Annotated in this window: 11 protein-coding genes and 2 pseudogenes; 11 read left to right on the top strand and 2 right to left on the bottom strand. The window is 69.3% G+C overall.

Annotated elements, in window-relative coordinates; all coding sequences use genetic code 11:
- Window positions 1-194: 194 nt before the first annotated feature.
- The 4 genes and pseudogenes from YWM_RS23405 to YWM_RS0112405 all read left to right on the top strand — a co-directional run bounded on the left by YWM_RS23405 (window position 195) and on the right by YWM_RS0112405 (window position 5230).
- A pseudogene (locus YWM_RS23405) lies at window positions 195-1075 on the top strand (helix-turn-helix domain-containing protein).
- Window positions 1072-1260 (top strand): annotated as a pseudogene (locus tag YWM_RS26885) (DUF397 domain-containing protein); the annotation flags it as partial. The pseudogenes YWM_RS23405 and YWM_RS26885, both read left to right, overlap by 4 nt.
- 326 nt (window positions 1261-1586) lie before the next feature.
- A complete protein-coding gene (locus YWM_RS0112410) occupies window positions 1587-2207 on the top strand; it encodes a CoA transferase (protein ID WP_245566017.1) in 621 nt (206 codons plus the stop codon).
- An 11-nt stretch (window positions 2208-2218) separates the two neighbouring features.
- Window positions 2219-5230, top strand: a complete 3012-nt coding sequence (locus YWM_RS0112405) for a helix-turn-helix transcriptional regulator (RefSeq protein ID WP_028851005.1) — start codon at window positions 2219-2221, stop codon at window positions 5228-5230.
- A 244-nt stretch (window positions 5231-5474) separates the two neighbouring features.
- On the opposite strand, the gene YWM_RS0112400 is transcribed toward YWM_RS0112405, so the two are convergent.
- Together YWM_RS0112400 and YWM_RS23395 are read right to left on the bottom strand one after the other, a co-directional pair.
- Window positions 5475-7109 carry a succinic semialdehyde dehydrogenase gene (locus YWM_RS0112400; RefSeq protein WP_084612365.1) on the bottom strand — a complete coding sequence of 545 codons (1635 nt, stop codon included), beginning with the start codon at window positions 7107-7109 and terminating at the stop codon, window positions 5475-5477.
- 303 nt (window positions 7110-7412) lie between these two features.
- Window positions 7413-8042 carry a TetR/AcrR family transcriptional regulator gene (locus tag YWM_RS23395; protein WP_052344848.1) on the bottom strand — a complete coding sequence of 210 codons (630 nt, stop codon included), beginning with the start codon at window positions 8040-8042 and terminating at the stop codon, window positions 7413-7415.
- 137 nt (window positions 8043-8179) lie between these two features.
- Here YWM_RS23395 and YWM_RS0112390 point away from each other — a divergent pair, with 137 nt between their 5' ends.
- The 7 genes from YWM_RS0112390 (at window position 8180) to YWM_RS0112360 (ending at window position 13757) form a co-directional block, all read left to right on the top strand.
- Window positions 8180-9328, top strand: coding sequence for an acyl-CoA dehydrogenase family protein (locus tag YWM_RS0112390; RefSeq protein WP_028851003.1), 1149 nt, complete (start codon window positions 8180-8182; stop codon window positions 9326-9328).
- Window positions 9329-9360: 32 nt separating this feature from the next.
- The gene (locus YWM_RS0112385; RefSeq protein ID WP_028851002.1) at window positions 9361-10500 is read left to right on the top strand and encodes a CaiB/BaiF CoA transferase family protein; all 1140 of its coding nucleotides are present in this window, start codon (window positions 9361-9363) and stop codon (window positions 10498-10500) included.
- Window positions 10501-10656: 156 nt separating this feature from the next.
- On the top strand, window positions 10657-10824 hold the full coding sequence (locus YWM_RS26450) for a hypothetical protein (RefSeq protein ID WP_169720987.1): 168 nt from the start codon (window positions 10657-10659) through the stop codon (window positions 10822-10824).
- A gap of 369 nt (window positions 10825-11193) precedes the next feature.
- Complete coding sequence (locus YWM_RS0112375; protein ID WP_028851001.1) at window positions 11194-11706, top strand: hypothetical protein; 513 nt, start codon at window positions 11194-11196, stop codon at window positions 11704-11706.
- Window positions 11707-11806: 100 nt separating this feature from the next.
- Complete coding sequence (locus tag YWM_RS0112370) at window positions 11807-12661, top strand: lytic transglycosylase domain-containing protein (RefSeq protein ID WP_028851000.1); 855 nt, start codon at window positions 11807-11809, stop codon at window positions 12659-12661.
- 318 nt (window positions 12662-12979) lie between these two features.
- Window positions 12980-13381, top strand: coding sequence for a hypothetical protein (locus tag YWM_RS0112365; protein WP_211232491.1), 402 nt, complete (start codon window positions 12980-12982; stop codon window positions 13379-13381).
- A gap of 10 nt (window positions 13382-13391) precedes the next feature.
- Entirely contained in the window at window positions 13392-13757 is a 366-nt protein-coding gene (locus YWM_RS0112360; RefSeq protein ID WP_028850998.1) for a DUF3817 domain-containing protein, read from the top strand.
- The last annotated feature ends 96 nt before the right edge of the window (window positions 13758-13853 follow it).

Here is a 13853-nt window from a genome sequence, read left to right as displayed (position 1 = left end):
GGATGTGCCGTCGTGCAAGGCGTGCGCGGTGTCGCCTCGTGTCCAGGTGACTGCGCAGAGTGTACCCATGCAATGCAATTTGCAGATCCTCCGGCATCGTGTCGGCGTGCCGTGCTGGCTCGTTTGCGGGGGCGCGATCACGGCTGAGCTGATTAGATGTGCCAGCAGAAAATGATCTGCGCTGGGAGGTGGGGATGCCGCGAGGTACCGGGCCGACCGTCCGCAGGCGGCGGCTGGCCGCCGAATTACGCAGGCTGCGCGAGGCCGCGGATCTGACCATCGACGAGGTGGCGAGCAAGCTGGAGTGCTCGGCGTCGAAGATCAGCCGGATCGAGACCGGGCACGTCGGGGTCACGCCGCGCGACGCCCGCGACATGCTGGAGCTCTACGGCGTGTCGGGCAACGCCCGTGCAGAGCTGGTGCAGCTGGCCAGGGAGGCCCGCACGCGGGGCTGGTGGCACGCCTACAGCGAGGTGTTCACCGGAACCTTCGTGGGACTGGAGGCGGACGCCAGCTCGCTGCGCGCGTTCCAGGCGCTCCTGGTGCCCGGCTTGTTGCAGACCGAGGACTATGCGCGGGCGGTGATCCGGGCGCTGCGGCCGGACGCGGACGAAGGCGACATCGAGAAGCGGGTGTCCGCGCGGATGGAGCGGCAGCGGCCGCTCACCGACCCGGCACCCCCGAGTACTGGGCCGTCATCGACGAAGCGGTGGTGCACCGGTCGGTCGGCGGCCCGAATGTCATGGCGGCTCAGCTCCGCAGGCTGCTCGAGCTTGCGGCACTGCCGCACGTGACCATCCAGGTGGTTCCGTTCGGCACCGGGGCGCATCCGGGGATGGAGGGCCCGTTCCTCATCCTCAGCTTCCCGGAACCGGCCGATCCTGATGTGGTGTACGTGGACGCCACGATGGGCGGCGCCTATCTGGAACTGCCGGCCGACGTCCGTCGGTACTCATTGATGTTCGATCACCTGCGGGCGGCCGCACTGAAGCCGGACGACTCGGTCGATCTGATCGCCAGGCATGCCGAGGCCGCCGCCCGCGCCGACGAAGAGAAAGGGAGTGGGGACAGATGACTCCGGACAGCGTCCTTTCGTGGCGGAAGAGCAGCTACAGCGGCGGGGGCAACGACTGCGTCGAGGTCGCTTTCGACGGCGACGTCACGGCGGTGCGCGACTCCAAGAACCCCGACGTCGGCTCGGTGCGGTTCGGCCGCGACCAGTGGCAGGACCTGCTGGCCGCGATCCGCGCGGGCAAGCTCGGACAGCCGCTGCTCTGTACCGCGTCCGGTCACGTGCCGGACGCCCGGTGGGGACGACCAGACCGCGGTCCGGCCCGGCACCCGACGGGATGCCGGGCCGGACGCTTTTTCGGTGAGCGGGAGAAGCGCAGATTCGGCCTGTGCGGATGCGCGAGCCTGACCTCGGTGCCGGGCGGGCCGTGCGGCGACGCATGAGCAACGAGGGGAACGTCGGCTCCGTCGACCGTCGGCCGCTCCGTCGGCGCCGCCGTGCCTGCCTGCACCGGTGATCGTGGCGCGCCCGTGGGCGCGCCTGTGGGCTCGGGTGCACGGTGGAGGCCATTTTCGTGAACGACTTCTCGACCACGAGCGATGCTGCCGGCCTGTTGGCCGGGGTGCGGGTGCTGGACGTGACCAATGTGCTCGCCGGACCGTTCGCCGGCTACCAGCTGGCGCTGATGGGTGCCGACGTCGTCAAGGTGGAGACGCCGGGCAGCGGTGACCTCGTCCGCCAGCTCGGCGCCAGTCCGCAGCTGAGCGAGCAGCAGCTCGGGGTGTTGTTCCTCGCCCAGAACTCGGGCAAGCGGTCGGTGACGGTCAACCTCAAGTCCGCGGGAGGACGCGACGTGTTCGCCCGGCTCGTGGCAGGTGCCGATGTGCTGATCGAGAACATCCGGCCCGGCGTGCTGGAACGGCTGGGGTTCGGCTGGCCGAGGCTGCGCGAGCTCAACACCCGCCTGATCTACTGCGCGGTCTCGGGTTTCGGAGCGCCGCTGCGGCCGGTTGAGCGTCAGCACCCGCACGCGACCGCGCGTTTCGACAACCGGATCCAGCGGTCTGGCTGGACACGCACGTGGCGTCCCGACGATCGTCGAACACGGCCAGGTTCCGCCGGTAGCGAGTCCCCGGCCGAAATTGAGCCGAGATTGTCGGTGAGATCGGGGACAATGGGACGAGACCGGCGGTGACGAGGAGGACGATGCCGCGACTGGGAACGGGTGTGCCGCTCGTCGGCCGCCGTGCAGAACTCGCACTGATGCGAGATGCGCTCGATCGTGCCGATCGGGGCGTGGCCGGCTGCGTGCTGCTGTCCGGTGACGCCGGCGTCGGCAAGACGCGGTTGATCGCCGAGCTGCGCAGGCATGCCGAGGAACAGGGTGCGCTGGTGCTGTCCGGCGGCTGCATCGACATCGCCGAGGACAGCTTGCCGTATCTGCCGTTCGCAGACGCGTTGCTGCCGCTGGCCACCTCCGACGATGCCGCGATGCGCGCGGTGGTGCGTTCACATCCGGCGCTGCGTCGCCTGCTGCCGCACCAGGAGGACGGCAGCAGTGGCGCGGTCGAGCAGGAGATGCGCCGGGGCACGTTCTCGGCGCAGGATCTCGGCCAGCTGCAGCTGTTCGAGGCCGTGCTCGGCGCGCTGAGCGAGCTGGCGTCCGAGCGGCTCGTGCTGCTGGTGATCGAGGACTTGCACTGGGCGGACAGCTCGACCCGGGATCTGCTGTCGTTCCTGCTGGCCCGGCTGGGAGAGCAGCGGCTGCTGGTCGTGGCCAGCTACCGCGCCGACGACGTGCATCGCACCCACCCGTTGCGTCGCATGCTGGCCGAGTTCGCGCGCCTGCCTGCGGTGACGCGCGTCGCCCTCGAGCCTCTGGAGGAGGCGGACGCCCGGCGATTCGTCGAACAGGTGGCGGAGGAGCCGCTGACCGAGGACGTCATGGCGGGCATCGTGGAGCGCGCGGAAGGCAACCCGTTCTTCATGGAGGAGCTGACCGCCACCTGCCTGGAGTGCGAGGGAATCCCGGCGGCGCTGGCGGACGTGCTGCTCTCGCGCGTCGAGCGCTTGTCTCCGCGGGCGCAGCAAGTGGTCCGCATCCTGTCGGTGGCCGAGCGCGGCGCCTGGCATCAGGCTATCGCCGAGGTCACCGACATGAGCGAGGACGACCTCGACGCAGCATTGCGGGAGGCGGTCCAGCACAACGTGTTGGTCGTCAACAACGGCAAGCACTACGCGTTCCGGCACGCCCTGCTGCGCGAGGCGGTGTACGAGGACCTGCTACCCGGTGAGCGCGTGCGTACCCATGCCGCGTACGCGCGGCGGATAGCCAAGCAGGGTGGCCCCAAGCAGTACCGGCTGTTGGCCTATCACAGCTTGGAGAGCAACGATCTGCCCACGGCGTTGTCCGCGTCGGTGGCGGCCGCGGACGAGGCGGAGGCGCGCGGTGCTCCGGCGTCGGCGCTGCGCAGCGTCGAACTCGCTTTACGGCTGTGGGATTCCGTGCCCGCCGATCAGCGCCCGGAGGATGTCGACGAGCTGCGGCTGCTGGACATGGCGGCGGTGCTGGCCGGTCGTTCCGGGGAGGTCGATCGCGCCATCTCCTACGCCCGGTCGATGGTGAAAGCGCTCGAGTCGGGCCGTATCGAGGTGTCCGATCACCGTCGCCGTGCGCGCATCTACCGTCGCCTGGCGCAGACACTGCACGCCACGGACGGCACGTTCTGGGAGGCCCCGGACGCCATCGAGAAGGCGTGGCGCCTGGTTGCCGACGACGAGCCGAGCGAGACCAAGGCCTGGGTGCAGGTGACCCGTTCGTCGATCCAGCGGTCCATGGGCCACAAGGATCTGGCGCTGGCGAGTGCCCGGAACGCGATCGCGGACGCCAAGGCGGTCGGAGCGGTCAGCGCCGAGGCGGACGCTCTGGTCGCGTTGGCCATTCAGATCGAGGCGCAGGGCGACATCGCGGGATCGCGCGAACGCCTTCGGGAGGCCCGTCGCATCGCCGAACAGGCCGGCGCACTCAACGTCGAGCTCCGCGCGCGCTTCTACCTCGCGCTGAGCTATCTCGACAAGGGTGAGTTGCGGCAGGCGCTGGAGGAGTACACCGCCGGCGCCACCAGGGCCGCCGAGACGGGCCTGACCTGGAGCGAAGCGGGCGTCGAGCTGCAAGCCCACCGCCTTCAGGTGATGGACACGCTCGGGCTGTGGGACGAGGTGTCGGCCGAGGTGGGTCGCTACTCCGGGCCACCGTCGATCGGTGCCGCGCGCATGCGGGCCACCACCGCCCTGGTGGCGGTTGCGCGGGGTGATTTCGCCGAGGCGGAGCGCCAGGTCGAGGACCTGCGCGAGCAGTGGCATGTCGACGGGCAAGTGGCCGTTGCCGCGGCTGCCGCCGGTGCCGCGCTGGCCATGTGGCGGGGCGACCCGGTCGAGGCGATGGCGCGGGTCGAACAGGCCAAGGAGTGGATCTCCCATCTGCCGTTGACCGTGCTGGCCGGCGTCCGCATCGGGGCCATCGGTATCGCTGCGGCCGCCGACCGAGCCGAGACGGCACGGCTGATCTCGGACACGGACGTGGTCGCGGCCGCGCTGGCCGAAGGCGAAGAGATGTACAAGTGGGTGGGGGAGGCGTTCCACAACGGGCTCCCGCGCAGCGGCACGATGGGCCCGGAAGGTCTGGCGTGGATGGCCCGCGCGGAAGCCGAACGCAGCAGGCTGCTGGGCAAGTCGGACGTGCAGCTGTGGGAGCGTGCGGTCGAAGCGTTCGGCTACGGGGCGGTGTACCTGCAGGCGTTGTGCCGGTGGCGGCTCACGGAAGCTTTGCTGGCCGAGGGGGACGCGCGCCGCGCCGGTGAAGAGCTGCGCAGCGCCTATGACACCGCCCGCGATCTGAAGGCCCGGCCGCTGATGGAGGCGATCGAGCAGCTTGCCCGGCGTGCGCGGATCTCGCTGGACGGGGAGGCGGTGGCGGAGGTCCCCGCCCGGGTGCCGGAGGATCCACTCACCTCCCGCGAGCGTGCGGTGCTCGAACAGGTGGCACTGGGCCGCACGAACAGGCAGATCGGGGAGGCGCTGTTCATCAGCGAGAAGACGGTGAGCGTGCATCTGTCCCGGGTGATGGCCAAGCTCGGCGCCCGCCGTCGCACCGAAGCGGTCACGGTGGCTTACGAGCGTGGTCTGTTGGAGCGCCCGCGCCAAGCCACACCGCAGTAGGACAGCGTGAGCCAACCGAGACGGAAGGGCTTCAGCAGCTGTAGCCGGGACGTCGGGGCGGTGGCCGGCTCAGCGGCAGGGCGTCGCCGCGTCGTCCGACTGGTGCCGGGGCCCGCTTCTCCGTCGACATGCGCGACGGCCCACGCCGCGCACAGCGCAGCCCTTGCCGCTTTCGCCGACGGCATCCTGCTGCGCCGTGTGTGTCCGTCTGCCCCGGGCCTCGGGCCAGGACCGCAGACGAGCCCTACCGCCGCAGCTGGTGCAGCACCTTGACGCCCCGGCTGAGCAGCGCTGCCCACAGCTTCGCAGGCATCCCCTTGAACGGCCGCAGCTTCAACCCACGTTGAAGGGCGATCGTCTGCACCTCGGTGAACCGCTGGATGCCGTCCGCACCGTTGCGGCGGCCGACCCCGGACTCCCCGAAGCCACCCATCGGCGCATCGATCGAGCCGAAGCTCGCGGCGAACCCCTCGTTCACATTCACCGTGCCTGCGCGGATCCGCGCTGCCACCTCGCGCCCGAACCGAGGGCTGCTGGTCCACACGCTGGCGTTCAGCCCGTACTCCGTGTCGTTGGCCCGCGTGATCGCCTCGTCCACATCCGAGTAGGAGTAGACCGACACGACCGGCCCGAACGTCTCCTCGGCGTAGGCCTTCATGTCCGGCGTCACTCCGGTGAGCACGGTCGGCTCGTAGAACAACGGGCCGATGTCCGGCCGCGGCCGACCTCCCGTCAGGACCTCGGCGCCCTTCCGGCGGGCGTCCTCGACGTGCTCGGTCGTCGTCGCCAACTGACCGGCCGATGTCAGCGAGCCGACCTCGGCCGAGTAATCGAGCGCGGCGCCCAGCCGTAGGGACGCCGTCTTGGCCGCGAGCGCTCGGCAGAAGTCCTCGTACTGCGACTCGTGCACGTAGATGCGCTCGACCCCGACACAGATCTGACCCGCGTTGGCGAAGCACGCCGTGACCGCACCGGCCGCGGCCGAGTCCACCTTCGCGTCCGGCAGGACGATCATCGGGTTCTTGCCGCCCAGCTCCATCGAGTAGCCGCGCAGCCGCTGCGCCACCTGGCCGGCCAGCTGCTTGCCGGTCGCCGTCGACCCGGTGAAGGCGAAGTAGTCCGACTCGTCGATCAGCGCCTGCCCGATCACCGATCCGCGGCCGAGCACGACCTGCCACACCCTGTCCGGCAGTCCGGCCTTGGCCGCCAGTTCGTGCAGCCACAACGCCGACAGCGCGGTCTGGTTGTCCGGCTTGTGCACCACCGCGTTCCCGGCCGCCAGCGCGGGCAGTACGTCCATCGCGGTGAGCACCAGCGGATAGTTCCACGGCGTGATGATCCCGACGACTCCGCGCGGATGCCGCAGCTCGGTCGTCTTCGTCAGCAGCGGGAACACACCCGCACGGCGTCGCGCTCCGAGGTGCTTGGCGGCCGTGCGCGCGTAATAGGAAGCGGCCAGCGCCGATCCAGCTACTTCGTCGTAGGCGTCCATCCGGCTCTTGCCGGACTCCACCTGGATCAGATCGAGCGCCTCGTCCTGATGGTCCAGGATCAGCCGCATGAGCCGCCCCAGGAACTCCTGTCGCTCGGCCACCGGTGTGGCCGCCCACGACCGCTGCGCCTGCCGGGCCACGTCGAAAGCCACCCGGGCCTCGGCGTCCGACGCTTGCGGCAAGGAGACGATCGGCTGCCCGGTGAACGGCGCGGTCATCGTCACCGCATCCGCGCGGCCGCCGACGACCCGGGTCGTCAGGATCTGAGCTCGCGCCACGGACGGAGCGCCTGGCACGCCGCCGATCGGCTGCGTCGGGTCACCGTCCACCACCGGCTGGGTGCCGTTCGTCCCCATGGTCACGCTCGGCTTCGCGGTACTCGTCATCCGGCCCTCCGGTTACTGAGCAGTAGCTCCTGGTTCGACACTACCCACGCACCGCGAGGGCGGCCAACCATCGCGCGTCCGTGTGCCTTGCAGAGCGGGCGCTCGGACGACGGCAACGGACTTTTCGCGCGAAGACGTCATGGTCGGACGGCTTCGCTGTCTTACTCCTTGAGCGCGCAGCCGGTCCGTGCGAGGGCCGAACCGGCTCGCCGCTTCTCGCCGCGGCGCCGGCAGGTCGACCGGGTTCGATTCGCCGGCGCCAGGCGACCGACCTGCACGGTGCGTGATGACCTCGATCTGTTTTCAGCCCTCCAGTGCGGCCCGCGCGAGCCGCTTCCACGCGGCGATCAGTCGATCCCTCCGAGCGGGATCTCCGCCCAGGAATTCGTCCAGCGCCAGTCCGCGGATCACGTGCACGGTCAGCCAGTACAAGTCGTCGACGAGCGGCGTATCGGGCTTGCCCGCCAGCTCACGGAACGTCTCCAGCGTCGCCCTGCCCAACGTCCGGTCGACCGGCAGCATCGCCGCCGCCAGCTCCTCGTCGGTTCTGGCCGCCACCCACAACTCGACGAACGCCGCGGCGAGCTTGCCGGAGAACCCACGTCGGATGACCTCGATGCCTGCCTCGACCGGGTCGTGTTGACGCAGCGTGTCGGCGGAGGCGACCAGCTCGGCAGCGATGCGGTGGGTCAGGTGTTCGACCGCTGAGGCCATCAGCTCCGCCTTGGTGCTGAAGTGGTGCTGCTGGGCCCCCTTGGACACCCCGGCCCGGGCACAGATCTCCTGCACCGAGGTGCGCGCGTAACCCAGCTCCACCAGGCAATCCACGGTGGCGTCCAGCAGTGCGGTCCGCGTGTGCTCGCTGCGTTCGGCCTGCGTGCGATGGCCACGTGGGGCGCTGCGCCCGGCGTTCTCCCGATTGAGCGTCGTCACCGGTGCCTCCTTGATCCGACTCGGCGCCACCCGGTACATTCCGACCAGAACTTACATTCTGTTTGGAATGTTTTCCAGCTCGGCCGGACCGACCGGCGGAGCGGACAGGCCGACGCCTTGAGTCCGAAGGAGTGCCGATGCCGTTGCAGCTGCCGCCCAGCGCCTGGAGCGCCGACCTGGGGGACTTCCGGGAACTGGCCCGCGACTTCTGTCAGAAAGAGCTCGTGCCGCACCAACAGCGGTGGGCCGAACAGAAACATGTCGACCGCGAGCTGTGGACCAAAGCCGGCGAGGTGGGACTGCTGTGCCTGTCCGTCCCCGAGGAGTACGGCGGGGGAGGAGGCACGTTCGCTCACGAGGCCGTCCTCTACGAGGAGCAGGCGCGCAGTGGCGACGGTGCCTGGGGTGTGAGTGTGCACAGCGGCATCGTGGCGCATTACCTGCTGGCGTACGCCTCGGAATCCAAGAAGAAGGAATGGTTGCCCAAGCTGGCCAGCGGGGAATGGGTCGGCGCCATCGCGATGACCGAGCCGGGCACCGGTTCCGACCTGCAGGGCATCAAGACCAGGGCGGTGCGGGACGGTGACGAGTACGTCATCAACGGCGCCAAGACGTTCATCACCAACGGGCACCACGCCGACCTGGTCGTGGTCGCGGCCAAGACGGATCCGGACGCGGGCGCGAAGGGTGTCTCGCTGATCGTGGTGGAGACCGACCGGCCCGGCTTCCGGCGCAACCGGGTGCTGGACAAGATCGGCCTGAAGGGTCAGGACACCGCCGAGCTGTTCTTCGACGACGTCCGGGTGCCCGCGGAGAACCTGCTGGGCGACGCCGAAGGCCAAGGCTTCATCCACCTCATGCAGCAACTGCCGCAGGAGCGGCTGATCATCGGCGTGACCGCGGTCGCCGCGATGGAGGCGGCGGTCGACATGACGCTGGAGTACACCAAGGAGCGCACGGCGTTCGGCCGCCCCATCTTCTCGTTCCAGAACACCAAGTTCACGCTGGCCGAGTGCGCCACCGAGGTCGCCGTGGCCCGCGCCTTCCTCGACCAGTGCATCGAGCGGCACCTGAAGGGTGAGCTGGACGTCCAGGGCGCCGCGATGGTCAAGTACTGGACGACGGACCGGGTGAACCGGGTGGTCGACGAGTGCCTGCAGCTGTTCGGCGGCTACGGGTACATGACCGAGTACCCGATCTCGCGGGCCTGGACCGACATGCGGGTGTCGCGCATCTTCGGCGGCACCAACGAGATCATGAAGGACATCATCTCCCGCGCGCTGTGAGCGGCGGTGGCACGACCGAGAGGAGTTTGTTCATGGCCGGACCGCTGGCCGGAGTGCGTGTGGTGGAGCTGGCGGGCTTGGCGCCGGGGCCGTTCGCCTGCACGGTGCTGGCAGATCTGGGCGCCGACGTGATCCGGGTCGACCGGGCCACCCCGGGCCAGGATGTGCTCACCGTCGAGAACGACCCGCTGCAGCGCAGCCGCCGCTCGATCGGCGTCAACACCAAGACTCCGGAGGGTGTCGAGGTGGTCATGCGCCTGGTCGAGCGTTCCGACGTGCTCGTGGAGGGCTTCCGGCCCGGCGTGACCGAGCGGATGGGTCTCGGCCCGGCGGACTGCCACGCGCGCAACCCGCGGCTGATCTACGGGCGGATCACCGGCTGGGGTCAGGACGGTCCGCTGGCGCAGCGTGCCGGGCACGACATCAACTACGTCGGGCTGTCCGGTGCGTTGGAGCCCATCGGTCGCGCGGGCCAGCGCCCGGTTCCCCCGCTGAACCTGGTCGCGGACTTCGGTGGCGGTGGGATGCTGCTGGCCATGGGCATCCTGGCCGCGCTGGTCGAGCGGCAGACGTCCGGTAAAGGACAGGTCGTCGACGCGGCGATGGTCGACGGCGCTGCCTTGCTTGCCACCAGCCTGTACGGAATGCGTAGCACCGGGCTGTGGTCGGACAAGCGCGAGGACAATCTGCTCGACGGCGGCGCGCCGTTCTACGACACCTACGAGACGGCCGACGGCAAGTATGTGGCGGTCGGCGCGATCGAGGAACGGTTCTGGAACGACCTGCTGCGTGTGCTCAAGCTCGACGACCGGGAGCTGCCGGCGCGCTACGACAAGCGCAACTGGCCCGAGCTGCGCAAGATCCTGGCCGAGGAGATCGCCAAGTACACCCGGGACGAGCTCAGCGCGATGGCGGAGAACACCGATGCGTGCCTGACCCCGGTGCTCACTCCGGAGGAGGCGCCGACGCATCCGCACAACGCCGCGCGGCGCACGTTCCTGCCGGTCGGCGACACGGTGCTACCGGGCCCCGCGCCGCGGTTCGACCGCACGCCGCCTGCGGACCCGACACCGCCGCACGAGACGGGGGCCGACACCGAGCAGGTGCTGTCCGAGTTGGGCATGGACACGGTCGAGATCGAGCGGCTGCGTGCGGCGGGAGCGATCGCGTAGGCTTCCGCGGAGTGGCGCCGCCGGACGGTCGCGACATGCCTTGCGGTGACGCGCATGTCAAAGGGTCGTCACGGTCGGTCGTTTACTCTAAGCTCATACCCGAACACGCACGGCATGGCGGAGCATGCCTGCCGCGAGAAACGATCGGATGGAGCTATGTCGCCCAACGCCAAGAAGGTTCTCATCGTCGGCGTGGTTGCGCTCGTGCTGTTCTTCCTCATCTCGCAGCCGACTGAGTCCGCCAATGCCGTGAAGGACTTCCTGGGATGGCTCCAGGACGGGGCCGAAGGCATCATCACGTTCTTCAAGGAACTGTTCAACTAAGCCCGATCAACGGCGGCCGGAACGCACGAATGCGGCGTTCCGGCCGCCGTCGTGCGCTTGGCACCGATCGCGGGGATCGCGGCAAAACCCCTGCTCACGGCATATGCACATGCACGCGCATGTGCGGTGTCTCACATTGCGGGCGGACGTTGGGCCGTCCGGGTGGATTGTCACGGAATCGGCCCAGGTCACGAGAATCATTCCGATTTGTCTCTGGCGTAGTCGAACGACTTCCCCCTACCTTGCTCACAGCATGTGACCGGTTGGCTCTGCTCGGTCAGTGGACACGTCCCACGCGGCGGGCACCGGGAAAGGACAGTGAGGCTGCGCGCTCGTGATGAGCCGCCATATCCGGTGAGGAGAAGGGATATGACCCACGATCCTGGCGTCGAGGCGTTGATCCGGCAGTGGTCACAGGAGCGCGACGAGTCCGCGGAGGACGTCGAGATCGCTCGCATCAAATCCGAGTGGCTCGCCGAGGCACCCAGCCAGGAGCCAGGGATCCCGGGGCAGCGCGGCAGCGCGGGCACGGCCGACTGGGCACGGATCGAATTCGCCGACTACGAGTACCTGGAAGCGATGCGGAAGCGGCTGCCCGGGGTGCCGGACGAGTTGCTGGCCGCGGCGGCGCGGTGGTGGCAGATGGTCGGCGGCCTGGCCGAAGCCGAGGAGTGGTGGGACGCGGGCATCAGCCCGCTGGACCAGCGCGCGCTGGAGTACCGGGCGGCCGGCCTGACCCCGTCCGACTTGAGCTGCCACCTCGGCCCGTACACGGTGCTCGAACACCTGCGCCGCGGCAGCGCGGCCGCGTGGTGCGTCGCCCGTCTCGCGCGCGCCCGCAGGGACTCTGCTTCCTACGCGCGCAAGGACGTCGCGTCGTAGAACTGACCGGATCTTCATCCGAGGCTTGGTATAACGGCGAGTAACGCCGACAACTCCTCGCGCGTTGTACCTGTGCAGCCGAGGGATCCGGAGAAAGTCTTTGGTACGCCAGTCGCGAGAAGAAGCCGAGCCCGCCACGGAGGGGTCGCGCCGCATTCCCGGTGTGGCGCTGCGGCTGGGCGTCGTGGTGGCGGTACTCGCCGTGGTAGCGGGTGGCATCTGGGGCCTGACGCGCGCTTCGGAGCCCGAGCAGAGCCCCACCACCATGGAAATTCCTGCGCTGTCGGTGAAGGCGGCCGACGTCGAACCGGGCTCGGTGGCACCGGTCAGCATCACCGTGAAGGACAAGCAGCGCGCGGGTTCGAAGAAGAAGGCCAAGTCCAGGCCGGCAGGCGGCCTGGAGGCATGGGCGAAACGCACCGGCAAGATCATCGGCGTGCCGCCGCGCGCGTTGCTCGCCTACGGCAGGGCCGAGATCGCCACTCGGCAGGCGCAGCCGGGATGCCGGGTCACCTGGGCGACGCTGGCGGGCATCGGCCGGGTGGAGTCCAATCACGGGCAGTTCGGTGGCGCCGTGCTCACCGACGCGGGTCTTCCCAGCAAACCGATCGTCGGCGTGCCGTTGGACGGCTCGGGTGGATTCCGCGAGGTCAAGGACACCGACGGTGGCCGCTACGACGGCGACAGCAAGGTCGACCGGGCGGTCGGCCCGATGCAGTTCATCCCGAGCACGTGGCAGCGGTGGGCCTCTGACGGCAACGGTGACGGGAAGGCCGACCCGCAGCAGATCGACGACGCGGCGCTCGCGGCGGCGCGGTACCTGTGCGCGGGCGGGCGGGACATGGCCAGCGCGAAGGGGTGGTGGGACGGTCTGTGGTCCTACAACCGCTCCGTCGAGTACGCCCAGAAGGTCTTCGCGCTCGCCGATGGTTACGCCCGGGCGGTGCGCGGCTGATCGGTGCCTCGCAATGCGAGGAGGCCCGAGCTGGGTACGGCTGGTCTGGGTTGCCCGGCTGCACGGCTGGTCTCGGTTGCGTCGTGGGTTGCCGGCTGCACGGCTGGTCCCGGTTGCGCCGTGGGTGGCCCGGCTGTACCCGGTTGATCATCGGGCACGCCGATGATCGGGGCTGCGCCGTACGTAGCTGACCGCCGGTCACGCGCTCTCTGACGTCGGCCGGAGCGTGCGCGGCCGAATGCGGGCCATGCGCGTATTTCGAAGCAGAGTTGTACAGGTAGAAGGCGTGCGGCCGCGCGCCTGCGGTAGCGTCGAGGTGTGCAGTCGAAGCTGGCGCGAACGTTGTCCGCGGTCGCCGTCTCCGTGCTGAGCCTGGTGGTCTGCCTGGCGTTGGCCTGGTGGCAGTGGCAGCGGTACGAGTCGGTGTCCGGGACGTGGCAGAACCTGGGCTACGTCCTGCAGTGGCCGCTGTTCGGGCTGTTTCCCGCGTTCGCCTTCTGGCGCCTGCACAAGCTTCGGCAACAGGCGCGTCCGGCCGTGCAACAGGACGAGTCCGAACCGCAGGCTCCGGCCCCGCCTGCCGAGCCCGACAAGCCGGAGCAACGGCCGATCACCCGCACGAACGTGACCCAGCAGGCATCCGACGACGCCGATGACGAGCTGGCCGCGTACAACCGCTACCTTGCAGAACTACACGCGAGAGATCAGCAGGCACGCTAGGAGGCTCGGCATGACTTCGTCCCAGACGCCCGCGTCGGCGGACACCACGGCTGAGGAGTCGGTCAAGCCGAACGTGCTCGCCGCGCTCAAGCGCTTCCGCGTTGCCGCGATCGCCACCGGCATCGGCCTGCTCATCCTGGTCACCGTGATGGTCATCCGGTACGGCTGGGACAACCCGACACCGTCGCAGGTGTGGTCGCCGATGCACGGCGCGCTGTACATGATCTACATCGCGCTGGCGGTCGACCTGGCCATCAAGGCCCGCTGGTCGATCAAGGGCATCCTGCTGGTATTGCTGGCCGGGTGCGTGCCGTTCGTGTCGTTCATCGCCGAGCGGAAGGTCACGCACCGCGTTCTGGCCGGCCGCTCGATCTGATGGTGATTCCCTGACCAGTCGTCCCCGAAGCGGGTGAATCGGCTGCAATGTGCAGCGGCCATAATCGGCACGTGCGCGCTGCGACTTGAGGGGTCG

Origin of the sequence: Thermocrispum municipale DSM 44069 (assembly GCF_000427825.1) — a bacterium.
GTDB classification, from domain to species: domain Bacteria; phylum Actinomycetota; class Actinomycetes; order Mycobacteriales; family Pseudonocardiaceae; genus Thermocrispum; species Thermocrispum municipale.
This window is presented reverse-complemented; position numbering and strand designations above follow the sequence as displayed.

Excerpts from the sequence above, each read along its gene's own strand:
- YWM_RS0112405 (WP_028851005.1), top strand. The coding sequence starts at position 2,219 with ATGCCGCGACTGGGAACGGGTGTGCCGCTCGTCGGCCGCCGTGCAGAA.
- YWM_RS0112400 (WP_084612365.1), bottom strand. The coding sequence starts at position 7,109 with ATGACGAGTACCGCGAAGCCGAGCGTGACCATGGGGACGAACGGCACC.
- YWM_RS0112390 (WP_028851003.1), top strand. The coding sequence starts at position 8,180 with ATGCCGTTGCAGCTGCCGCCCAGCGCCTGGAGCGCCGACCTGGGGGAC.
- YWM_RS0112385 (WP_028851002.1), top strand. The coding sequence starts at position 9,361 with ATGGCCGGACCGCTGGCCGGAGTGCGTGTGGTGGAGCTGGCGGGCTTG.
- YWM_RS26450 (WP_169720987.1), top strand. The coding sequence starts at position 10,657 with ATGTCGCCCAACGCCAAGAAGGTTCTCATCGTCGGCGTGGTTGCGCTC.
- YWM_RS0112375 (WP_028851001.1), top strand. The coding sequence starts at position 11,194 with ATGACCCACGATCCTGGCGTCGAGGCGTTGATCCGGCAGTGGTCACAG.
- YWM_RS0112360 (WP_028850998.1), top strand. The coding sequence starts at position 13,392 with ATGACTTCGTCCCAGACGCCCGCGTCGGCGGACACCACGGCTGAGGAG.